The organism is Aestuariivirga sp. (assembly GCF_965227715.1).
Taxonomy (GTDB): domain Bacteria; phylum Pseudomonadota; class Alphaproteobacteria; order Rhizobiales; family Aestuariivirgaceae; genus Aestuariivirga.
This window is the reverse complement of record NZ_OZ245771.1, coordinates 2,355,482-2,375,571: the sequence shown is the minus strand read 5'-3', so window position 1 is coordinate 2,375,571 and position 20,090 is coordinate 2,355,482. Positions and strand designations below refer to the sequence as shown.

The window sequence follows — 20,090 nt, the reverse complement described above, 5'->3', positions numbered from 1 at the left end:
CCGCACGGTGAAGTGAGATCACTGGTAAATCTACGCCCCAATTGAGCGTACGACGGTCTAGCTTCGCTCCACCAGCTTCGCAGGCGCTGCGGCGTCTTCTTCCAGTTCCAGGCTTTCGATCCGCGCGCCGCGCCTTGTGATCTTGTCGGCTGAAACGCCGAGCTTTTCGAGATCCCCCGCCGCAAGCCCGAAGTGCTTCTGCAGGTCCCCGATCCGTTCCTTGAGGCGCGAGACATCGTCAAGCAGCCGCGAGACTTCGACCTTGATCAGGCCGGTCTGTTCGCGCAGGCGGGCATCCTTGAAGATTGCCTGCAGCGTCTGCACCAGCAGCATCAGCACATTGGGCGATGCGATGATGACGCGCGCGCGATGCGCCTTCTGGATCACATCTTCGAATTTTTCGTAGAGATCGGCGTAGACGGACTCGGAGGGCACGAACATGATGGCACTGTCATGGGTCTCGCCGCTCAAGAGATATTTTTCCGCAATGTCCTTCACATGCTTCAGCACGTCGCCGCGAAGCCGCGCCTCGGCATTGCGCAGTTCGTTTTCCCCTCTCGCCACCTTGAGGGCATTGAAGGCTTCGAGCGGAAATTTGGCATCGATCACCAGCCTGATGGCGGAGTCGGGAAGCGAAACCAGGCAATCGGGCCGGGTCCCGTTGCTCAAGGATCCCTGAAAGGCATAGGCGCCTGATGGAAGCCCGTCGCGAATGATGGCCTCCATGCGCGCCTGGCCATAAGCACCGCGCGCCTGCTTGTTGGACAGAATGTCCTTGAGGCTCAGCATTTCGCCGGAAAGGGCCGTGATGTTTTTCTGCGCCGCGTCGATCACCGCCAGCCGCTCATGCAGCTGCTTCAGGGATTGTCCGGTGCGCTCCGCCTGGTCGTACAGGTTGAGGCCCAGCCGTTCGGACACCTGGTCCAGCCGCTCGTCCAGTGTGGAGACGAGCTGCAACTGGCTGCCCTGGGATTGTTCCGCCAGGCTTCTGAGCGCGCCGGACAGCTCGGCGATACGGAATTCGAGCTCGGCCGTGCGCCGCGCCGTGGAGATCGCCTCCGCCTGGCGGCTGGCCTGCCCGCGCCAGGAGAGGATGACGGTTGCGATCAGCAGCAGCAGGGCGAGGCCCGCCGCAGCCAGGATGAGATGCAGAAAGGTGACGGGCGCGCCGCCGATCTCAAGCAGTGTGCGGTCGAGGTCCATGTGGAGGAGAATAGCCTGATTCGTCAGGCGGAACGAAAGTGGCCCGTCCGTACCGGCAGGGTACGAACGGGCCGATGGCCTTCACGACTCGGGACGGCGACAGGAGCCATGCGGGCCAACTGAATCAAACTGGCGTCGGTCAACGCACGAGGCGGAAACTGGTTCCTGCAAATTCTGAGAGAAAATGCCCGTGTAGCGTCCGCCTTGTTGCGTGACGGAGACTGGCCGTCAAAACAGGCCGCAACAGGGGCACCTCGTGACGATTTCGGGGCGGAGGGTTTGCATCCGCCAATGTTCAAAACTGGATGTTATTTGCGGCGCTGGGGCCGGGCGGCCGGTGCATGTCCACGCACGGTCATATCCTGGCGCTCGGTCAGAAACAGGGAGAAGCCGCGGGTCAGGCCGTCGGCGAGGTCGCGCATTGCATTGAAGATGATCATGGGTTGCCTCAATCAGGTGGAGCGTAATGGTTTCTTGTTGAGGGTGATATGGCGCGCAAATGTGAATAGATTGCAGCAGAAGGCTGCCCTATGGACAAGGCCAGCTATGCGTTTTCTGCATGAAGAAATTGATCCGTGGTGCGGACCAGCGCATCGGCAATCCCGGGTTCGGTGGCTGTGTGGCCAGCGTCTTCCACCAGTGTGAAGCTGGCCGTGGGCCAGGACTTGTGCAGGGCCCAGGCGGTGGTGGCGGGCGTCACCACGTCATAGCGGCCCTGAATGATGGCGCCTGGAATATCTTTCAGCCGGCGGGCGTCCTCCAACAGCTGGCCGTCTCGCGAAAAGAAGCCCGCATTCATGAAATAGTGGCATTCGATGCGCGCGAAGGCCAGTGCGAAACGGTCCGTGCCAAACTCGCTCACCCGCCGGGGGTCAGGCAGAACGGAGAGGGTGGAGCCTTCCCACTGGCTCCACGCCCTGGCGCAGGCAATCCGTGCCTGAAGGTCAGGCCCGGTCAGGCGGCGGTGGTAGGCGGAGAGAAGGTCATGCCGCTCCGCCAGGGGAATGGGGGCCAGAAAGCCCTCCCAGGCATCTGGAAACAGCTGGTCCGCTCCTTCCTGATAGAACCAGCGGATCTCACTTTTGCGCAAGGCGAAGATGCCGCGGACGATGAGTTCGGTGACCCGTTCTGGGTGGGTTTCGGCATAGGCGAGCGCCAGGGTGGAACCCCAGGATCCACCCACCACCTGCCAGCGCGCGATGGAGAGATGCTGGCGCAGCTTCTCGATGTCGGACACGAGGTCCCAGGTGGTGTTCTCGGCCAGCTCGGCATGGGGCGTCGACTGCCCGCAGCCGCGCTGGTCAAACAGCACGATGCGGTAGGCGTCCGGGTTATGCATTTGCCGCAGGAAGGGGGAAATGCCCCCGCCTGGCCCCCCATGCAGCACCAGGGCGGGCTTGCCGTGGGGATTTCCGCATTCTTCGAAATAGATCTCATGCAGCGCCGAAACACTGAGCCGCCCGCTCCGGTATGGCTTCAGTTCGGGAAAGAATGTGCGCCGCTCGTTCATCTGATTCGCTCTGCTGGAGGGGTTCGTCAGGTAGCTTTTGCCAGACTAAGGGGGATCCGGTAATGGGAGTTCGTGTCCTGCAACGCGGGGATGCAGAAACGGAAGGGGGAAACCATGTGGAAAGAGTGGAACGAGTTTAAGTCTTTTGCCTTCAAGGGCAACGCCTTTGACCTGGCCGTGGGCGTCATCGTCGGCGCGGCCTTCAGCCGGATCGTCGATGGCATCGTCAACTTGCTGATCATGCCGATCATCGGGGCCCTCACCGGCGGGCTCAACTTCGATGAGTATTTCCTGCCGCTTTCCGGCAACATCACGGCAACGGCCTTGAGCGAGGCGCAGAAGCAGGGCGCCGTCCTGGCCTATGGCGCCTTTCTGACGGTCGTCATCAACTTCCTGCTCGTGGCCTTCGTGCTGTTTCAGCTGGTGAAGGTGTCGAACCGCCTCAAGAAGTCCGAGCCGCCGCCGCCGCCCGCACCCCCCAGCCGCTCGGAAGAGCTGCTTGCCGAAATCCGCGATTCTCTGAAGGCGAGGCCCGCCAACTGACGCAAGGCAGCGATGCTGCAAACGGTCCGGGTGCTGGACACCCGGGCCGCTTTTTGGCTTAAGCTGCACTGATGACACCAGAGCAGATCCTCGCCGCCATCACCCCCGAAGCCCGCGATGAGCCCGACAGCGGCATCGTCAAGGCTGCAATGTATGGCTTCACGAAGCAGGGCATCATTGCGCTGTGGTCGGGTGAAGGCAATCTGACCACACCTGAAGCCTTCGCGCGCCCCGCGGTTGAAGCGCTGCTCGGTGGCGAGACCTTCTACACCTGGCAGCGCGGCATTCCCGAGCTGCGCGATGCACTCGCCCGCTATCACCAGCGGACCTTTGGCCGCGCCTTCGACAGCGAGAATTTCTTTGTCACCTCTGGCGGCATGCAGGCGATCCAGACCATCGTGCAGCTGGTGGCAGGTGCAGGCGATGAGATCGTGATCCCGACACCCGCCTGGCCCAACTATGCCGGCGCCCTGCGGGTGTCGGGTGCGAGGCCCGTGGAAGTGCCCATGGCGTTCCAGAATGGCCGCTGGACGCTGGATCTCGACCGCCTGTTCGATGCCGTCACGCCCCGCACCCGTGGCATCTCGCTCAACTCGCCGTCAAACCCGGTGGGCTGGACGGCTAGCAGAGATGAGCTCATCGCAATCCGTGATTTTTGCCGCAAGCATGGCATCTGGATACTTGGCGATGAAGTCTATACCCGCTTCTATTATGGCGAGAACGGCGAAACCCACGCGCCCAGTTTCCTCGAGATTTGCGATGACGAAGAGCAATTGTTGCTCGCCAACACCTTTTCCAAGAACTGGGCGATGACCGGCTGGCGCGTCGGCTGGCTGCAGGCCCCGCGCGCCCTGGGCCCGGCGATCGAACGCATCATCCAAGTCAATTCCTCCGGAACGCCCGCCTTCCTGCAGCGTGGCTGCGTGGCAGCCCTCGACCACGGCGATCAGTTCCTGGCAGACCAGGTGGCCATGGCACGGGACCGCCGCGACCTTGCCGTCTCCATGCTTGGCAATCTGCCCGGCATTCGCTTCGAAGTGCCGATTGGTGCCTTCTACCTGTTCTTCGCCATTGAAGGCCTGGCGGACTCGGCTGCCACCGTGCACCGCCTCATCGATGAGGCGAAAGTCGGATTTGCACCCGGCAGTACCTTCGGTCCGGGCGGGGAAGGCTCCCTTCGCATCTGTTACCTGAAGGAGCGCAGCACTCTTGAAGAGGCACTCCAGCGCTTCGCGAATTGGATGAAAGTGCAGGCTGCTCGCCAATCCGCCTAGAAATAAGGCAGTGAGATGCCGAAGGGACGTGCAACTTGCTGGATCGGCAAGGGGCCTCTCTGCCCGCAACTGCAGTATTTCTTGGAATTTGTGTGCAGTGCAGGATCTGGCACCGCCCTTGCAAAGCACCTTCCAACGCCAACGTCTTTCTTGGGTCCTCCCATTCTCAGGTAAGAGCACTCGTTGCGTCTGGCAGTCTTGTCAGCTCGGGGTGAACATGAATGTTCACCCCATTTTTTTGCCTATTTGCCGAAATGATTTGCGCTGCACTGCACAAGAGGCGGGCAGTCTGCGACCACGCCTCTTTTGGTGGCATCACGCACGCCTCATTATAAATGAATGATTTTAAATACTTACTGTAAAATATCGCAGCGCACCAAAATTGGCATCGGGATTGCAAAGCTTTGTGCGACGCAAACGTCTTTCTTGGGTCCTCCCATTCTCAGGTTAGAGCACTCGTAGCGTCCCGGCACTGCCGGCTAGGGGGTGAACGGCTTTTGGTTGCTGCCGTTCACCCCTCTTTTTTTGGCTGGTGCCATTCGTGCACTTGTCCAGAAGAGAAGCCTCTCTACATGAAGGCGTGACGGGTCCGGGCCCCTCTGGCAGCCGCACTGGCTGCGATGTCGGACTCTTCCATCTTGAAGGCGCTTGCCGCGCCGCAACCTGGGAGGAGAGACAATGACCAGCCCATCCATCACTCTTGATATGACTCCATCCGGCACGATCGAGCGCCTGGAATGGCTTGCCTGGGTCACGGACTCAGCCGTGCGCATCCCCTTCACCCGCCGCACGGTTGGTGCGGACGGCGCGTTGAGCCTTCTTCCGGGCGTTGGCAGCCTGCTGGGCGCCGGCATCTCGCTCTACGTGGTGGCGGAGGCCCTTCGCCATGGGGTGCCTGCGAGGCTTCTGACTCGCATGGGCCTCAACATCGCTGCTGATACGCTGCTGGGCGCGGTGCCTGTCCTGGGCTTCGTCTTCGACATGTTCTTCAAGGCCAACCGCCGCAACGTGACTCTGCTGCGCCGCCACCTGCAGGAGACCGCACGATGAGGGCGCTGATCTGGACCGCTACGGGCATCGTTGTCGCCCTCTGGTCGCTCGTGGCGTGGCTCACCCACGGTCTGGTGGGCGTCGCCGGAAACCTCGTGGTCACCAATGCGGATATCCTGCCAGCTGATCCGCTGTTGGTCGAATGGGCCTCGTGGCTCGCCTCTGCGGGAACAGGCGTTGGCGAATGGCTGGTGGTGGCGGTCTGGGCGCTCGTTTCGCTGATCATTCTGGCGCTGGGCTTCGTTGTGACGCGGCTTGCACCGCGCCGCAGGATCTTGCAGTCCGATGTGACCTGATGAACCGGAGGCTGAAGCTCAGCTCACGCTATTGGGCAGCTGCTCCTCCCGCCTGGCGATGAAGTCGCGCAGTCCCTCGGCAATGCCTTCGTCGAGCTTCGGCTCCTCATAGGCCTGGAGCATGGCGCGCGCCTTCTCGCGCCCGCGCGTGTCATGGTCCTTCGCACCTTCGGCATTCCACTGCTCGAACGAGTTGAAGTCCATCACCGAGGGAATGAAGAACGCCTTCTCGAAATGCTCCAGCGTATGCTGCGTGCCCAGGAAATGGCCCGCCGGCCCCACCTCACGCACCGCCGCCATGGCCTCCTTGAAATCCGCAAAGGAAAGCCCGCCTGCATATTTGTACCAGCCGACCAGCTGCTCGGCATCTGTCACGAATTTCGAATAGCCGCAGCATAAGCCTGCCTCCAGCCATCCTGCCACATGCCAGATGTAATTGGCGCCCGAGAGAATGGCCGCATGCATCAGCATGTTGGCTTCATAGCCCGCCTGGGCATCATTGAGTTTGGAGCCCACATGAAAGCCCGAGGTGCGCCAGGGCAGGCGGTATTTGCGCGCCAGCTGTCCCATCAGATACATCATCTGCGCGGCCTCGGGCGTGCCCCCCATGGGCGCACCCGTCTTCATGTCCACCGTCACCATGAACTGGCCATAGATCTGCGGCGACCCCGGTCTGATCAACTGCGTGAAGGCCACACCCGCCAGCGCCTCCGCATTGACCTGCGCCACGGCGCCCACGGCAGATGCCGCTGTCGATGCGCCGCAAAGTGCAAAGGGGGCGAGGATCAGCGGCTGGTTGTGCCGGGCATAGACGCGCATCGCGTCCAACATGGTCGAATCCCACACCAGCGGTGAATTGCAGTTGGTGATGGAGACGGTGACCGTGTTGTCCTTCACATAATTTTCGCCGAAGACGATCCCTGCCATCTTCATCACATCCTCGGCCCGCTCCTTGGAGGTGACGATGCCCATGAAGGGCTTGTCGGAATGCTTCAGCGCGGAATGGATGATGTGCAGATGCCGCTTCGGCACCGGGATTTCCATCGGCTCGCAGCAGATCGAGCTCGAGGAATGAAGTGCCGGGGACATGTAGGCGAGCTTGTGGAAATTCTGCAGGTCTTCGAGCGAGCCATAGCGCCGGTTGTTGTCGAGGTCGCGCACGTATGGCGCCCCATACATCGGCACGAACACGGTGTTCTTGCCGCCCACCTTCACCGTGCGCTCCGGATTTCGGGCATTGAGGGTGAATTCGGAAGGCACCTTTGCGATCAGCTCCATCAGCAGAGCGCGGTCGATCTTGACGCGCGTGCCGGAGACATCGGCTCCCGCCGCCGTCCACATGGCAATCGCCTCATCGTCGCGGAATTCGCAGCCCACCTCTTCGAGGATGCGCATCGATTCCTCGTGGATCAGCTCCACGGCTTCGTCCGGCACGAGATTGTAGACGGGGATCTCCCGCACCAGGGTAGGGAATGAAGCCATGGGCGCAGCCCTCAGCGCGCGCCGTCCTTCCCGCCCGCCGCCGAGGCGGCGCTGGGTGGGGCTCGTCGTCTGGGCTGGGGTGCCGGTCATGTCACTCATCTCGAAGCTCCTTCATGGGCCGGCATTGAGCCTGCTGGCGGCGCTTCGTTCAAGCGAGTGATTTGCAGAGTTCGATTGAGTTGAATTCAATCGTTCACGGACAGGAGCCAATCCCGCAGGACTTCCGCCTCCTGCTTCAAGGGCGGGCCGGCGGGCCACGTCACATAGAAGGATTGAGGTGCGGTGATGCTGACGGGGCTCGCCTGAACGAGCAGCCGCCTGGCAATCAGCGGCTTCACGAGGCTCACCCAGCCAAGTGCCACGCCCTGGCCGGCCTGTGCGGCCTGAAGCGCAATCACATAGGAGTTGAAGCGCCGGACCGAGAGCTTCCTGTGCGGAGCACCCGTCTCGCGCAGGAAATCGGCCCATGTCGTCCAGGTCCAATCCACACCTTCGACCGAGAGCAGCGGAAGGCCGGAAAGATCCTGCACGGTCTTCACCTTGTGGCGCGCCAGGAACTCAGGTGAAGCTACGGCGATGATACGGTCGCCGAAGAGCGGGGCGGATCTTTCCTCGGGCCATGCGCCGTCGCCATAACGCACACGCAGATCAAGGTCCGTCCGCCGCAGCTCATGGGTGCGGTCGGAAATGACATGATCGATCACGATATCCTGGTGCGCGGTCCAGAAATCTCCCAGCCGCGGCATCAGCCAGAGCTGCGCGAAGGCCATTGTGGTTCCGATCGACACCGAGCGCGGACTCCCCCTCAGTCCCACCTGGCGGATCGTGCCGGAGACCCGCTCGAACGCATCTTTCAGGCTTTGGAAAACGGCATGGCCTTCAGGTGTCAGTTCCAGTGCGCGGTGGAGCCGCAGAAACAGCGGCCGGCCGATCTCGTCCTCCAGCGCCTTCACCTGTTTTGAAACGGCGCCTGGGGTCACGTTCAGCTCCTCCGCGGCACGGGTGAGGCTTGCGTGGCGGGCGGCGGCTTCGAAGGCGGCAAGCGCGTTGAGCGATGGCAGATCATAGTGGCGGCGGACCATGCCAGGCAGCAATACGCTTTCCGCTCGCATGAGGAAAGCTCATTCGAACACGCCGCTGATGCAATTCACGGCAGGGGATCGCCCAAGTTGCGATCAGTTACGGAGCGTTGACCGCTTGTAAAATCCGTTACAGAATGGCGGTGGGGAGAAGGGGTGCCGCCGGCGCCTTCGCTGGCGATTCAGCTCTGAGCTATCACAAAAACACGCCCGGTTTCCCCGGGGCGTGGGGGAGAAGACTTCTATGGATCATATGTCTGAGGACGAAAAAGTCCTCCACAACATGGGCTATGCGCAAGAGCTTGCGCGCCGCATGAGCGGCTTTTCGAACTTCGCGATTTCATTTTCCATCATCTGCATTCTCGCAGGCGGCATCACGGCCTTCCCGGTTGCCTTCTCGGCCGGTGGCGGGTTCTCGGTTGCGATCGGCTGGCTCATCGGCGGCTTTTTCGCACTCGTCGTCGCCGCTTCAGTGGGCCAGATTGCCTCGGCCTATCCCACGGCCGGTGGCCTTTACCACTGGTCCTCGATCCTGGGCGGGCGCGGCTGGGGTTGGCTCTGCGCCTGGATCAATCTCGTGGGCCTCATCTTCGTCGTGGCCTCGGTCAATTTCGGTGTGTACCTGCTCTTGAAGGATCTCGTCATCACCGGCGTCTTCGGCGTCGACACCTCGGCCTGGGGTGCGCTCCATGCAAGCGCCTTCATCACCGTCTTCGCCATCACCCAGGCGCTGTTCAACCACTTCGGCATCAAAGTGACGACGATGCTGACGGACTTCTCCGGCTACCTGATCTTCGTGGTGGCGGTGATCCTGACGGTGTCCATGCTGATCTGGGGCGCCTCCTTCGATGTCTCGCGCCTCTTCTCCTTCGTGAACAACACGGGTGAAGCAGGTGGCCTCGTGGTGCCGGAACCGCGCACGGCGCTGGTGGCCTTCCTGATCGGCCTTCTCTATCCGCTCTACACCATCACCGGCTTCGATGCCTCAGCACACACGTCGGAAGAGACCATCAACGCCCGCGTGACGGTGCCCAAGGGCATGCTGCACTCGGTGTTCTGGTCCTTGCTGTTCGGCTTCTTCCTCGCGGCCTCCTTCGTGATGGCCATGCCGGACACGGCGGCAGGCGCGAAGGATGGCTACAACTCCTTCTTCAACCTGTTCAACAACCTGCCCATGCCGGCGATCCTGCGTGATCTCCTGGCCATCGGCATCGTGATTGCGAACTACATCTGCGCGCTCGCCGGCATGACGTCGACGTCCCGCATGATCTATGCCTTCGCGCGGGATGGCGGCCTGCCTGCGTCGAAGTCGCTTTCCTACATCAGCCCCAAGCACCGCACCCCGGTCTACGCCATCTGGCTGACGGCCGCGCTTTCGGCGGGTGCCTGCTATTACGCGCCCTTCATGTTCGCACTGGCGGCAGGCTGTGCGCTCTTCCTCTATATCTCCTACGCCATGCCAGTGGCCGCGGGGCTCCTGGCGGAAGGCAAGACCTGGACGGAGTATGGGCCCTTCCGGCTCGGCGCCTGGTCCAAGCCCTTCGCCATCATCACCATCATCGGCGTGGTCGTTCTCGCCTATGCGGGCATTCAGCCGCCCTTCAACCCGATCATCCTGCCGCTGTTCCCGGATCTCGTGTTCCCGCTGAACCAGCTCACCAATCCGCTGATCTTCCTGGCGGTGGCGATGGCACTCGGCTGGTTCCTGTCGGAGCGGAAGCGCTTCAAGGGTCCGCCCATCGGCGAAGAGATCAAGCGCCGCCAGTCGGAGATCGCCGCCCGTGAAAAGGCGCTCGATGCGGCCGAAGCCGCCGGCTGACGGCCCTGCAACGTCATGAGGGGCGGCCCGCGGGCCGCCCCTTTCTTTTCGGGCCAGGATCACGAAATGGACAGGACGTTCGACATTGCGGTGATCGGTGGCGGCGTGGTGGGCCTTGCCATCCTGCGCCGCTTCGCGATTGGCGGACTTTCCTGCGTGCTGCTGGAGCGCGGTGCGGATATTCTGAATGGCGCCTCCAAGGGCAACAGTGCGTTGCTCCACACGGGTTTCGATGCGCCGCCCAAGAGCCTTGAACTGGCCTGCATGAAAGCGGGCTATGCCGAATATCTGGCGATCCGGGAAAAGCTCAATCTGCCGCTGGTCAAAAACTCCGCCCTGGTCGTCGCGTGGTCGGAGGAGGAGAGCGCCAAGCTCGATGCAATCGAAGCCAAGGCGATCACCAACGGCATCACGGACGTGCGCCGCGTGAGTGCTGCCGAACTGCGCCAGCGGGAGCCGCATCTCTCTCATGCCGCGCGTGAGGCGGTGCTGGTGCCGGGCGAACATATCATCGACGCCTGGTCGGCTCCGCTGGCCTATGCCCATCAGGCACTGGCCCATGGCGCCGTCATCCGGCGCAATGCGGAAGTGACAGGCGGTAATCTGGCCCAGGGCGTCTGGACGCTTCACAGCCAGGCAGGTCCCGTCAGGGCGCGCCTGGTCATCAACGCGGCCGGCAACTACGGCGATCTGGTGGAGGCCATCGCACGGCCATCGCCCTTCATCATCACCCCGCGGCGCGGTCAGTTCGTGGTGTTCGACAAGCCGGCATCGAAGCTTGCCAATGCGATCATTCTTCCCGTTCCCACGGAGCGCACCAAGGGTGTTGTGCTGTTCCGCACGGCCTATGGCAATCTCGCCATCGGTCCCACCGCGGAAGATGTGACGGAGCGCGACGTGGCCGCCACCGACACGGAAACCCTGAACCGCCTCAAGGCCCGCGCCATTGAAATGGTGCCGGAGCTTGCGGAGATCGGCGTCAACGCCGTCTATGCGGGTCTCCGTCCTGCCACGGAACACAAGGGCTATGTGATTGAAGCGGTCCCTGAGCGCTGCTGGATCACCGTGGGCGGCATCCGCTCCACCGGGCTCACCGCCTGTCTCGGCATCGCACAGCATGTCCGCGACCTCTACCTGCAGCATTTCGGCGCGCTGCCAATGCCGCCGGAACCCATCTGGACGCCCGTTCCAAATCTCGCAGAGGAGCGCGCGCGGCCCTACATGGCGGGGGGCGAGATCATCTGCCATTGCGAATGGGTCACCCGCGAAGAAATCATCGCCGCGCTGGAAGAACCCTTGCCGGCGGGTGATCTCGGCGGCCTCAAGCGCCGCACCCGCGCCATGATGGGCCGCTGCCAGGGCTTCAATTGCGCCCCCCATGTGGAAGCGCTGTTCCGGGAGAAGCACCATGGAGCGGCGTGACATCGTCATCATCGGCGGCGGCCCCACCGGTCTCTCGATGGCGCGGCGCCTGAACCAGCTCGGCGTCGCAAGCGTCACCGTGCTGGAGCGCGAGAGCCTGGCCGGGGGCATCCCGCGCCATTGCGGGCACTTGGGCTTCGGCTGGCAAAGCCACCGCCGCGTCTGGACGGGCCCGCGTTTCGCGGCAAGGCTCCGGAAGGACACAGCCTCACTCGATGTGCGCACCGGCCACACGGTGCTTGGGATCGAAGGCGATGTGCTCCATGTGCAAAATGCGGACGGCCTGTTTGACATTGCCGCAAGCCGCATCGTGCTGGCCACCGGCACGCGCGAAACCCCGCGTGCCCCCCGCTTCGTCGGCGGGGCAAGGCCGAAGGGCGTCATGACCACCGGCGCATTGCAGGGCCATGTCTATCTCGAACATTGGAAACCCTTCTCGCGCCCTCTCATCATCGGGTCTGAGTGGGTATCGTTTTCCGCCATCCTCACCTGCCGTCATTTGGGAATCAGGCCCGTGGCGATGCTGGAGGCGGGCGTTACCGTCAAGGCCCCCGGTCCCGGCGCCCTCATCGCGCAGCGGCTCTTCGGCGTGCCAGTCTGGACGGAGACGAAACTCATCGCCATCGATGGCCTGTCCCAGGTCGAATCCGTGGAGATCGAGTGGGCGGGAAAGCGCGAGCATGTCTCCTGCGACGGGGTGATCTTCACCGGCGAATTCGTGCCCGAGGCGGCGCTGCTGGCAAACAAGCCGGCCGTGACGCTTGCCGGTAATGTCCATGGCGAACTCAAGACCTCCGGCCAATGCTGGCAGGAGGGGCGGGAGATCGCGGGGATGATCGCGAAGGGTACGCCATGAAAGCCGTCGCCATTGACCAGGGAACGACCGGAACCAAATCCTATCTCTATGATGATGAAGGCCGCTTCATCGCTCTCGCCTCCTTCGAGCATGCGCAGATCTATCCGCAGCAGGGCTGGGTGGAGCATGACGCGGAAGAGCTGCTTCGCCATGTGAGCGGGGCCATCGCCGCTGCCGGAGAGGTGGATGCGATCGGCATCGACAATCAGGGCGAAACCATCATCGCCTGGGATGCTCGCACCGGCCGGCCCATCTACAATGCCATCGTCTGGCAGGATGACCGCACGAGTGACGTGACCGCGCGCCTCAAGGCGGAAGGTGCGGAGGAGCTGACGCTGAAGACGGCGGGGCTGCCGCTCGATCCTTACTTCTCCGCCGCCAAGCTCCGCTGGATCATCGATCACGTCCCGGAGGCGAAGGTGCTTCTGAAGGAGAAGCGCCTGCGGCTTGGCACATCGGATGCCTTCTTCCTCGCACGCCTCACCGGCACCTTCGCAACGGATGTCACCACCGCCTCGCGCACCAGCCTGATGTCGCTCGATCACTTCGCCTGGGACCCGGAGCTGTGCGATCTCTTCGGTGTTCCCATCGAATGCCTGCCGGAGATCCGCCCATCGGCCGGCGATTTCGGCACATGCAATGGCACGCCCATCACGGCAAGCCTGGTGGACCAGCAGGCCGCCCTCTTCGGCCATGGATGTGCGAGGCCCGGCGATACCAAGATCACTTTCGGCACGGGTGCCTTTGCGCTGTCGGTTGCGGGGGCTGAGCGCGTCAATGGCAGCCGCTTTGGCATCCTCCCTACGCTCGCCTGGCAGCAGCGTGGCGAGAGGCCCTTCTTCGCGCTCGAAGGTGGCGTTTACAATGCGGCCTCTGCCGTCAACTGGGCGAAGGGGCTGGGGCTCTTCACCTCCTATGAGGAGATCAGCCGGTTCGAGAAAGAGCCCGCAATCCTCCGGGACTTGGCCTTCGTCCCTGCACTCTCAGGCCTCGCCTGCCCGCATTGGGACCGTTCCGCCGCAGGGCTGTGGATCGGGCTCGGGCTCGATACCACCAGGGCCGATCTCATGCAGAGCCTGATCGAAGGTGTGGCGCTCCGCGCCGCTGAGGTGATCGCCGCCATGGCGGAACTGCTGCCCCTGGGTGGCACGATCTCGGTTGATGGTGGCATGGCGCGGAACGCCTATCTGCTCCAGTTCTTGGCAGAGGTGACGGGGCGCACCATCACCGTTCCGTCCTCCACCGACCTCACAGCGCTGGGGACCGCCCGCATGGCGATGCGGGGGCTGGGGGCAGCAATTCTTCCCGAATTGCCGCCGCCCGGCAGCGTGGTGAAGCCGGTGAGGAGCGATGGCCCGGAGGCGCGCAGCCGCTTCGCCAATGCGGTGACGCGCGCCAGGGGCTGGAAGCAGGCTTAAGCCGCCTGCCGTTGACCGGCCTCGAGCCGGCCGCAGCCGGCAACCAGGCCTTCCGCGCCATCAAGGGCGCCGGGCGTCAGCTCGATCCCCAGAAAGCGCGCACGCTCAACGGGGCCGGGCAGATGGAGGTCCGTCACGGGCGCCTGCGCGAAGCCGAAGCGCGCATAATAGGGCGCGTCCCCCACCAGGATGATTGCGCCATGGCCGGAGAGTTTGGCTTCCGCAATGGCATGGCGCATCAGCGCAGCACCAATCCCCCGGTTCTGCGCTTCGCAGGACACCGCCAAAGGGCCCAGCAGCAGTGCGGGGCCGGCAGAACCCGCCACCACATCCCACAGGCGCAGCGTGCCGAGCAGCTTGCCTGTCTCGTCCACGGCAGTGAAGGCCATGCCTTCAGCGGGCAGCCGGCCCTCGCGCAGCCGCTCGGATGTTTTGCGGCGGCGTGACGTGCCGAAGGCGCGATCGAGCAGATGCTCGCGGGCCGGAACGTCGGCAGCGATTTCGTGGCGGATCATGACCATGTGGAAAGCCTTCCTGTCATCCCGGCGGATACGCGCCGGAAACCAAAGAAATTGGGAGGTCCCCCGGCACGTGCCGGGGGCGACTGGAGTGTGTTCAGCCTATCGTCAGATGACGTAGGACTTGAGCGGCGAGAAGCCGTTGAAGGCCACGGCCGCATAGGTCGTCGTATAGGCGCCGGTGGCCTCGATCAGAACCTCGTCACCCACCGTGAGGGTCACGGGAAGATCGTAAGGCACCTTCTCGTAGAGCACGTCGGCCGAGTCGCAGGTCGGTCCTGCGATCACGCAAGGGGCCATCTCATCGCCGTCCTTCGCCGTCACGATCGGGTAGCGGATCGCCTCGTCCATTGTCTCGGCGAGGCCGCCGAACTTGCCGATGTCGAGGTAGACCCAGCGGTGGTTGTCATTGGCGTGCTTCTTCGAGATCAGCACGACCTCCGCCTTCACCACACCCGCATTACCCACCATGCCGCGGCCCGGCTCGATGATCGTCTCGGGGATGGCGTTGCCAAAATGCTTGGCAAGCGCATCCTGGATGGCATTGGCATAGGCACCCGTTCCCGGCACCTGCTTCAGGTACTTGGTCGGGAAGCCGCCGCCCAGATTCACCATCTTGAGCGTGATGCCGCGCGCCTGCATCGCATCGAAGATCGCCTTTGATTCGGCCAGTGCCGAGTCCCAGGCCTCAAGCCTTGTCTGCTGCGATCCTACGTGGAATGAGATGCCATAGGCCTCGAGGCCGAGCTGATGGGCATGCATCAGCACGTCAACGGCCATGGCGGGCTCGCAGCCGAACTTGCGCGACAGGGGCCACTCGGCACCAGCACCATCGGTCAGGATGCGGCAGAACACCTGTGCTGCGGGAGCAGCGCGGGCGACCTTCTCCACTTCCTCGGACGAATCGACGGCGAAGAGCTTCACGCCCAGCTGATGGGCGCGCGCAATGTCGCGCTCCTTCTTGATGGTGTTGCCGAAGGAGATGCGGTCAGGCGTGGCGCCTGCGGCCAGTGCCATCTCGATCTCGGGGACGGAGGCCGTGTCGAAGCACGAGCCCATGTCGGCAAGCATCTTGAGGATCTCGGGGGCCGGATTGGCCTTCACCGCATAGAAGATGCGGGTGTCCGGCATGGCGCGGGTGAAGGCGCGGTAGTTGTCGGCAATGACGTCCAGGTCGACGACGAGGCACGGGCCTTCGGGACGTCGGTCACGCAGGAAGTCGAGAATGCGGGCGGTGGCGGCCATGTGAGTATCTCCCCGAAAATCAAGTAAGTTTGCCATTCGTCAGTGTGATGACGGCCGCCCCACGCTTTGGAGACGTGGAAACGCGCGGCATCGTCTGACGTTTCGCCTTGGCTTGACCGGGAGTGACCCAATCGCACATGGGGCAAGGATAGTGGTGCCTCTCAGTAACCCCGGCCTTTGGAGGAGCCGGCAGAGACCAAAAAGCCCGCACCGTCGTTGCTTTGGGGAAATCCTTAAGGCACGTGCGACTCTGGGCGGGGGGTATATGTTTCCATTCGCCGTCACATGCAAGGGTTTTTAGACCCTGCGCCCCAAATTTTTTTCAGCCGAACACCTTCCAGCCCGCCACCAGCCGCGTCACGGCCGTCAATCCGCACATGGCCGCATAGATATATGCGAAGATCGCGAACTGTTCAGGCCACAGGCACATGAGCAGGAAGCACAGGATCGTCTCCGTCCCCTCCGTGAGGCCGCCCAGATAATAGAAGGCCTTGGAAGGATAGGCCGTGCTCCTGAGGCCGCGTTTCTCCGCCATCACCGCGAATCCCAGGAAGCTGGTGCCCGTCACCACGAAGGCGGCGAGCAGCGTGGCCCCGGCCAGCGCATTCCGCCCCGGGTCCTCAACCGCAAATGCGAGCGGGATTGCGGCATAGAACACGAAGTCGAGCGAGATATCGAGAAAGGCGCCGCGTTCGGAACTGCCGGAAAGCCGCGCCAGCGCCCCATCAATTCCATCCATGGCCCGGTTGAGGACGAGTGGCAGGATCGCCAGCATCGCGTGTCCTGAGGCGATCAGCCCTGCCGCCACCATGCCGATGCCGAAGCCTGCGAGCGTCACCTGGTCGGCACTCACCTTCAACGCCGAAAGCCGCAGGGCGATGGCGTCCACGGCGGGCTTGAGAAGCTTCAGGGCAATCCGGTCAAGCATGGCGCAGCTGTGCATCCTTCAGGACCAGCACCGGGCCATCCTTCGGCGCATCGGCGCGGTCATGCGTTACCATCAGGCAGGGAATGCCGCGCTGGGCAATATGCGCAAACACAAAGGCCCGCATTGCTGCGCGCAATTCTGCATCGAGCTTGCCGAAGGGTTCGTCTAGCAGCATGGCGCGGGGCTCCGCCAGCAGCGCCCGCATCAGCGACACGCGCGCGCGCTGGCCGCCGGACAGCGTCTGCGGCGGCCGTGGCGCGAAACCGTCAAGCTCGGCTTCAGCCAGCGCCTGTTCCATTTTCTGCACCCGTGCGGCCCGGGACCCACGCGGCACGCCGAACAACAGGTTCTCTCCAACCGTCAGATGGGGAAACAGCAAATCGTCCTGGAACAGCCGGCCAATGCGCCGCTGCTCCGGCGAAACGCCGTCGAGCGCCACGCCGTCAAGCCTCACATGTCCGGAAGCGGTGAAGGGCAGCTCGATATCACCCGCGATGAAGGAGAGGAGCGTCGACTTCCCCGAACCGCTCGGCCCCATCAGTGTCACGATTTCGCCAGCGGCAATCGCGAGTGAGAAGGGCCGGATCAGCATCTGGCCATTGAGGCTCACCGCCACGTCTTGAAGCTCTAGCCCCATCGCGGCCTCGCAAGCCTCGCGGCAAGCAGGAAGCCCAGAAGCGGCGGCAGGGCGAGCGCCAGCGCATAGGCCGCCGCAAGCGGACGGTTGCCACCTGAGGCAAGCGTTACGGCCTCCATCGGCAGCGTGCTCCACCGTCCCGCGGCGATGAGCTGCGCCGGCACGAATTGCGCAATCGAAACTGCAAAGCCGATCGCTGCTGCTACCAGCACCGGCGCCTTGAGCAGCGGCAGCTTCACGCTGAACAGGCGCCGCGCCGCGCTGGCCGAAAGCCCCTGTGCCGCTTTGATGTATCGCATGTCAAAGCTGCGGTAGGGCCCCTGCAGCACAATAATCACATAGGCAAGCGCTGGCGTCAGATGCGCCAGAAACAGGCCGCTCGGCCGCCCCGTCAACCCCCAGTCGAGGAACAGGCGGTATTGCCCGCCTGCCGTCGCCAGCTGCGGTAGGGCGAGCGTCAGCAGGGCTAGCCCTGTCATCCACCGGTCCCGGCCCGCGGGCTGGCTTTCGAACCAGCCGATGGCCAGTGCCACCGCCGCCGCGGAAACGGCAAGGGAGAGGAGGAGGCTGAGCCACAGCGGTTGGGGCGCGGTGCCAAGCGTGTCCCAGGCCGCAGGCCCCACCTCAGGCAGCAGGGCCGGGTAGGGCCAGCGCTGCGCGACGGACAGCATGGCCAGCATCAGCACCGCAAGCAGGATCATGCCCAGCACCAGCACGCCGAGAAGCAAAGCGATCCGGCGTGGCGCAGCCAGGGGGGATGGCCCTGCGGCGTAAAAGCGATGCCGCCCGCCCCGCTTCGCGTGGGCGAGTGCTGCGGCACCTGCCAGAACCAGCCCCAGCACAAGCGTGAGGAACAGCGTTGCGGCCAGCCCCATGCGGTTCACCTCGGGGGAAGCATGGTTGAGCGCATGCCAGATCACCACGGCGAAGGTCGGGGGCTGCGTCGGGCCCAGCACCAGCGCCATGTCCACAACCGTCGCGCCATAAACGAACACGATCACCAGCGGCCAGCGCAAACCCTCAAGAAGCTGCGGCATCACGATGCGCAGAAAGCAGGAGCCGGGCCCATGGCCAAGGCTCGCACCCGCCCGGCATTCCATTGCCAGCCGCCGTGCCGCATCGCCCCGCGAGAGGCCAGCGAATCCCGCCGTCAGGAGAAAGGGAACCTCCTTCAGGGCCAGCGCCAGGCTAAGCGAAACGCCGAAGGGATCCTGTACGCTGATCCAGCCTGGCGGCACCTCGCCTCCCACCAGCAGGCGCGCGAGAAGACCCGATGGCATGACGAGAAAGCCAAAGCCGATGGCGAAGGCCAGATGCGGAATAGCCAGGCTTGCTGCCGCTGCCGTGGTGAGCCGCGCCCAGATGCGTGAGCGGTAAGCACCGCCGATGATCGCCAGCGCCATGCCCAGCGCCAAAAGGCTTGAGACGGTTCCGGTGAAGAGCGAGAGCAGCAGCGCAGATGGGAATTGAGGATGCGCAAACACCATCCGCCACGCTGCGGGGTCGAGAGCCGGCGGCAGGAGCGCCACGAGGGAGAGGAGCAGCGGCACGGCCCACAGCAGGAGAATGGGCAGGGCCCCGGCCACAGGCCTCATGCGCCGTAGCGTTCGAGCCATGCCGCCTCGATCAGGGGAACCCAGCTGCCATGGGGCTCTGGAATGGTGCGGGCGGGCCGCTTCACGGCCCCTGGCGCATCGCTGCTCTTGAACAGCGCCTTCTCCGCAGGCGGAAGCTTGGCCATGTCGAGCACGGTCGGGTCACCCCACACGGCGATGTCTGCCTTCCGCGCCTGGGCCTCTGGCGAGAGCAGGAAATCGGCCGTCACCTGGGCCGCCGCCTTGGCGCGCGCGTTGATGGGGATTGCCACGAAATGCGTGTTACCGATGCTGCCATTGCGGTTCTGCCAGGCAATCGTGGTTTTGGGCAGCGTGCCCGTGGCCACGAGATTGGCCGGTTCGCTGGGGTTGAAGGTGAGGCCCATCAGAACCTCGCCGTCACTCACCATCTGCGTCACCTGCGCCTGCGCAGGCGGAAACTGCTTGCCCTGCCGCCAGAGATGGGGGTGAAGCTGATCCAGATATTCGAACAGCGGTTTCGTGGCGTCGATGAACTGGTCCTTCTCGATATGAACCGGCAGCAGCGCGCGGTCTGCCATGGTCTCCACCAGCGCCTGTTTGACGAAGGTGGTGCCGTGAAAATCGGGCGGTGCCGGATAGGTGAAACGGCCAGGGTCGTTCTTGGCCAGGTCCAGCAGCTCCATCATTGACTGGGGCGGCGTTGCGAGCTTCGCTCCATCGGCAAAGAAGGTGAGCTGCGCCATGCCCCAGGGCGATTCGAGCCCTTCTGTCCCTTCCGCGAAGTCGATCCGCGTCGTGGGCTTGCCGTCCACATCGACCAGGGCGAAATTGGGCAGATCCTCCGCAAAGGGCCCGAACAGCAGCTGCTCACCCTTCATCACCGCGAAATTCTCGCCATTGATCCAGATGAGATCGGCACTGCCGTCCGCCCCCGCCTTCACCTCATCGCGGACCCGGCGCACAGCCTCCCCCGTATCCGCGAGCTTCACATGCTGAAGCGTGATGCCATAGCGCGCCTGCAGTTCCTCTCCCGCCCAGGCAATATAGGCGTTGATCTGGGGGGAACCGGCCCATGCGTTGAAATAAACGGTCTGCCCCTTGGCCTCGGCCAGAGTGCCAGCCCAGCCCTCCGCCGCCCAAGCCGTGTGAAGCATGGGCGCTGCGGCCAGAAGCCCCGCAAAGCTGCGGCGCGTGAGGGTCAATGTCATGTGGTCACTCTCTGTCTTTCCCGCA

General features: G+C 63.6%; 19 protein-coding genes. 8 read left to right on the top strand and 11 right to left on the bottom strand.

Annotation, left to right across the window (positions count from 1 at the left end; genetic code table 11):
* Nucleotides 1-57 precede the first annotated feature (57 nt).
* From ACO06F_RS11200 to pip, 3 genes are all read right to left on the bottom strand, one after another.
* On the bottom strand, nt 58-1,203 hold the full coding sequence (locus ACO06F_RS11200; RefSeq protein ID WP_421692841.1) for a DNA recombination protein RmuC: 1,146 nt from the start codon (nt 1,201-1,203) through the stop codon (nt 58-60).
* 308 nt (nt 1,204-1,511) lie between these two features.
* Nucleotides 1,512-1,643, bottom strand: a complete 132-nt coding sequence (locus ACO06F_RS11195; RefSeq protein WP_421692840.1) for a hypothetical protein — start codon at nt 1,641-1,643, stop codon at nt 1,512-1,514.
* 104 nt (nt 1,644-1,747) lie between these two features.
* Nucleotides 1,748-2,713 carry a prolyl aminopeptidase gene (gene pip, locus ACO06F_RS11190; protein WP_421692839.1) on the bottom strand — a complete coding sequence of 322 codons (966 nt, stop codon included), beginning with the start codon at nt 2,711-2,713 and terminating at the stop codon, nt 1,748-1,750.
* Nucleotides 2,714-2,827: 114 nt separating this feature from the next.
* Between pip and mscL the strand changes: the two genes are divergently transcribed.
* The 4 genes from mscL (at nt 2,828) to ACO06F_RS11170 (ending at nt 5,876) form a co-directional block, all read left to right on the top strand.
* Nucleotides 2,828-3,256 (top strand): large conductance mechanosensitive channel protein MscL, encoded by a 429-nt coding sequence (gene mscL / locus ACO06F_RS11185; RefSeq protein ID WP_421692838.1) that lies wholly within the window; start codon nt 2,828-2,830, stop codon nt 3,254-3,256.
* Nucleotides 3,257-3,327: 71 nt separating this feature from the next.
* Nucleotides 3,328-4,530, top strand: coding sequence for a pyridoxal phosphate-dependent aminotransferase (locus ACO06F_RS11180; RefSeq protein WP_421692837.1), 1,203 nt, complete (start codon nt 3,328-3,330; stop codon nt 4,528-4,530).
* A 678-nt stretch (nt 4,531-5,208) separates the two neighbouring features.
* The gene (locus ACO06F_RS11175) at nt 5,209-5,580 is read left to right on the top strand and encodes a DUF4112 domain-containing protein (protein ID WP_421692836.1); all 372 of its coding nucleotides are present in this window, start codon (nt 5,209-5,211) and stop codon (nt 5,578-5,580) included.
* Nucleotides 5,577-5,876: a hypothetical protein gene (locus ACO06F_RS11170; RefSeq protein WP_421692835.1), complete on the top strand. Its 300-nt coding sequence runs from the start codon at nt 5,577-5,579 to the stop codon at nt 5,874-5,876. Before ACO06F_RS11175 ends, ACO06F_RS11170 begins: the two co-directional genes overlap by 4 nt.
* An 18-nt stretch (nt 5,877-5,894) precedes the next feature.
* Here ACO06F_RS11170 and ACO06F_RS11165 read toward each other — a convergent pair whose 3' ends face one another.
* Both ACO06F_RS11165 and ACO06F_RS11160 read right to left on the bottom strand, forming a co-directional pair.
* Entirely contained in the window at nt 5,895-7,457 is a 1,563-nt protein-coding gene (locus tag ACO06F_RS11165; RefSeq protein WP_421692834.1) for a trimethylamine methyltransferase family protein, read from the bottom strand.
* An 86-nt stretch (nt 7,458-7,543) separates the two neighbouring features.
* The gene (locus tag ACO06F_RS11160) at nt 7,544-8,470 is read right to left on the bottom strand and encodes a LysR substrate-binding domain-containing protein (protein WP_421692833.1); all 927 of its coding nucleotides are present in this window, start codon (nt 8,468-8,470) and stop codon (nt 7,544-7,546) included.
* Between the two features lie 211 nt (nt 8,471-8,681).
* On the opposite strand from ACO06F_RS11160, the gene ACO06F_RS11155 reads away from it, so the two are divergent.
* From ACO06F_RS11155 to ACO06F_RS11140, 4 genes are all read left to right on the top strand, one after another.
* Nucleotides 8,682-10,256 (top strand): amino acid permease, encoded by a 1,575-nt coding sequence (locus ACO06F_RS11155; protein ID WP_421692832.1) that lies wholly within the window; start codon nt 8,682-8,684, stop codon nt 10,254-10,256.
* Between the two features lie 66 nt (nt 10,257-10,322).
* Nucleotides 10,323-11,678 carry an NAD(P)/FAD-dependent oxidoreductase gene (locus ACO06F_RS11150; RefSeq protein ID WP_421692831.1) on the top strand — a complete coding sequence of 452 codons (1,356 nt, stop codon included), beginning with the start codon at nt 10,323-10,325 and terminating at the stop codon, nt 11,676-11,678.
* A complete protein-coding gene (locus tag ACO06F_RS11145) occupies nt 11,665-12,534 on the top strand; it encodes an FAD-dependent oxidoreductase (RefSeq protein WP_421692830.1) in 870 nt (289 codons plus the stop codon). The genes ACO06F_RS11150 and ACO06F_RS11145 overlap by 14 nt, the downstream gene beginning before the upstream one ends.
* Nucleotides 12,531-13,952, top strand: coding sequence for an FGGY family carbohydrate kinase (locus ACO06F_RS11140; protein ID WP_421692829.1), 1,422 nt, complete (start codon nt 12,531-12,533; stop codon nt 13,950-13,952). Before ACO06F_RS11145 ends, ACO06F_RS11140 begins: the two co-directional genes overlap by 4 nt.
* Here ACO06F_RS11140 and ACO06F_RS11135 read toward each other — a convergent pair.
* From ACO06F_RS11135 to ACO06F_RS11110, 6 genes are all read right to left on the bottom strand, one after another.
* The gene (locus tag ACO06F_RS11135) at nt 13,949-14,473 is read right to left on the bottom strand and encodes a GNAT family N-acetyltransferase (RefSeq protein WP_421692828.1); all 525 of its coding nucleotides are present in this window, start codon (nt 14,471-14,473) and stop codon (nt 13,949-13,951) included. The two genes, ACO06F_RS11140 and ACO06F_RS11135, sit on opposite strands and share 4 nt — an antisense overlap.
* A gap of 105 nt (nt 14,474-14,578) precedes the next feature.
* Entirely contained in the window at nt 14,579-15,715 is a 1,137-nt protein-coding gene (locus ACO06F_RS11130) for a type III PLP-dependent enzyme (protein ID WP_421692827.1), read from the bottom strand.
* A gap of 322 nt (nt 15,716-16,037) precedes the next feature.
* On the bottom strand, nt 16,038-16,643 hold the full coding sequence (locus ACO06F_RS11125) for a CDP-alcohol phosphatidyltransferase family protein (protein ID WP_421692826.1): 606 nt from the start codon (nt 16,641-16,643) through the stop codon (nt 16,038-16,040).
* The gene (locus ACO06F_RS11120) at nt 16,636-17,280 is read right to left on the bottom strand and encodes an ATP-binding cassette domain-containing protein (protein WP_421692825.1); all 645 of its coding nucleotides are present in this window, start codon (nt 17,278-17,280) and stop codon (nt 16,636-16,638) included. The genes ACO06F_RS11125 and ACO06F_RS11120 overlap by 8 nt, the downstream gene beginning before the upstream one ends.
* A complete protein-coding gene (locus ACO06F_RS11115) occupies nt 17,271-18,875 on the bottom strand; it encodes a hypothetical protein (protein WP_421692824.1) in 1,605 nt (534 codons plus the stop codon). Before ACO06F_RS11115 ends, ACO06F_RS11120 begins: the two co-directional genes overlap by 10 nt.
* Entirely contained in the window at nt 18,872-20,065 is a 1,194-nt protein-coding gene (locus ACO06F_RS11110) for an ABC transporter substrate-binding protein (protein ID WP_421692823.1), read from the bottom strand. Before ACO06F_RS11110 ends, ACO06F_RS11115 begins: the two co-directional genes overlap by 4 nt.
* Nucleotides 20,066-20,090 lie beyond the last annotated feature (25 nt).

What these genes read in the sequence shown, in the direction of transcription:
- pip (WP_421692839.1), bottom strand. Translation starts at nt 2,713, where the DNA reads ATGAACGAGCGGCGCACATTCTTTCCCGAACTGAAGCCATACCGGAGC.
- ACO06F_RS11165 (WP_421692834.1), bottom strand. Translation starts at nt 7,457, where the DNA reads ATGAGTGACATGACCGGCACCCCAGCCCAGACGACGAGCCCCACCCAG.
- ACO06F_RS11110 (WP_421692823.1), bottom strand. Translation starts at nt 20,065, where the DNA reads ATGACATTGACCCTCACGCGCCGCAGCTTTGCGGGGCTTCTGGCCGCA.
- ACO06F_RS11155 (WP_421692832.1), top strand. Translation starts at nt 8,682, where the DNA reads ATGGATCATATGTCTGAGGACGAAAAAGTCCTCCACAACATGGGCTAT.
- ACO06F_RS11160 (WP_421692833.1), bottom strand. Translation starts at nt 8,470, where the DNA reads ATGCGAGCGGAAAGCGTATTGCTGCCTGGCATGGTCCGCCGCCACTAT.
- ACO06F_RS11170 (WP_421692835.1), top strand. Translation starts at nt 5,577, where the DNA reads ATGAGGGCGCTGATCTGGACCGCTACGGGCATCGTTGTCGCCCTCTGG.
- ACO06F_RS11135 (WP_421692828.1), bottom strand. Translation starts at nt 14,473, where the DNA reads ATGGTCATGATCCGCCACGAAATCGCTGCCGACGTTCCGGCCCGCGAG.
- ACO06F_RS11140 (WP_421692829.1), top strand. Translation starts at nt 12,531, where the DNA reads ATGAAAGCCGTCGCCATTGACCAGGGAACGACCGGAACCAAATCCTAT.
- ACO06F_RS11180 (WP_421692837.1), top strand. Translation starts at nt 3,328, where the DNA reads ATGACACCAGAGCAGATCCTCGCCGCCATCACCCCCGAAGCCCGCGAT.
- mscL (WP_421692838.1), top strand. Translation starts at nt 2,828, where the DNA reads ATGTGGAAAGAGTGGAACGAGTTTAAGTCTTTTGCCTTCAAGGGCAAC.
- ACO06F_RS11115 (WP_421692824.1), bottom strand. Translation starts at nt 18,875, where the DNA reads ATGAGGCCTGTGGCCGGGGCCCTGCCCATTCTCCTGCTGTGGGCCGTG.
- ACO06F_RS11145 (WP_421692830.1), top strand. Translation starts at nt 11,665, where the DNA reads ATGGAGCGGCGTGACATCGTCATCATCGGCGGCGGCCCCACCGGTCTC.
- ACO06F_RS11195 (WP_421692840.1), bottom strand. Translation starts at nt 1,643, where the DNA reads ATGATCATCTTCAATGCAATGCGCGACCTCGCCGACGGCCTGACCCGC.
- ACO06F_RS11200 (WP_421692841.1), bottom strand. Translation starts at nt 1,203, where the DNA reads ATGGACCTCGACCGCACACTGCTTGAGATCGGCGGCGCGCCCGTCACC.
- ACO06F_RS11125 (WP_421692826.1), bottom strand. Translation starts at nt 16,643, where the DNA reads ATGCTTGACCGGATTGCCCTGAAGCTTCTCAAGCCCGCCGTGGACGCC.
- ACO06F_RS11175 (WP_421692836.1), top strand. Translation starts at nt 5,209, where the DNA reads ATGACCAGCCCATCCATCACTCTTGATATGACTCCATCCGGCACGATC.
- ACO06F_RS11130 (WP_421692827.1), bottom strand. Translation starts at nt 15,715, where the DNA reads ATGGCCGCCACCGCCCGCATTCTCGACTTCCTGCGTGACCGACGTCCC.
- ACO06F_RS11120 (WP_421692825.1), bottom strand. Translation starts at nt 17,280, where the DNA reads ATGGGGCTAGAGCTTCAAGACGTGGCGGTGAGCCTCAATGGCCAGATG.
- ACO06F_RS11150 (WP_421692831.1), top strand. Translation starts at nt 10,323, where the DNA reads ATGGACAGGACGTTCGACATTGCGGTGATCGGTGGCGGCGTGGTGGGC.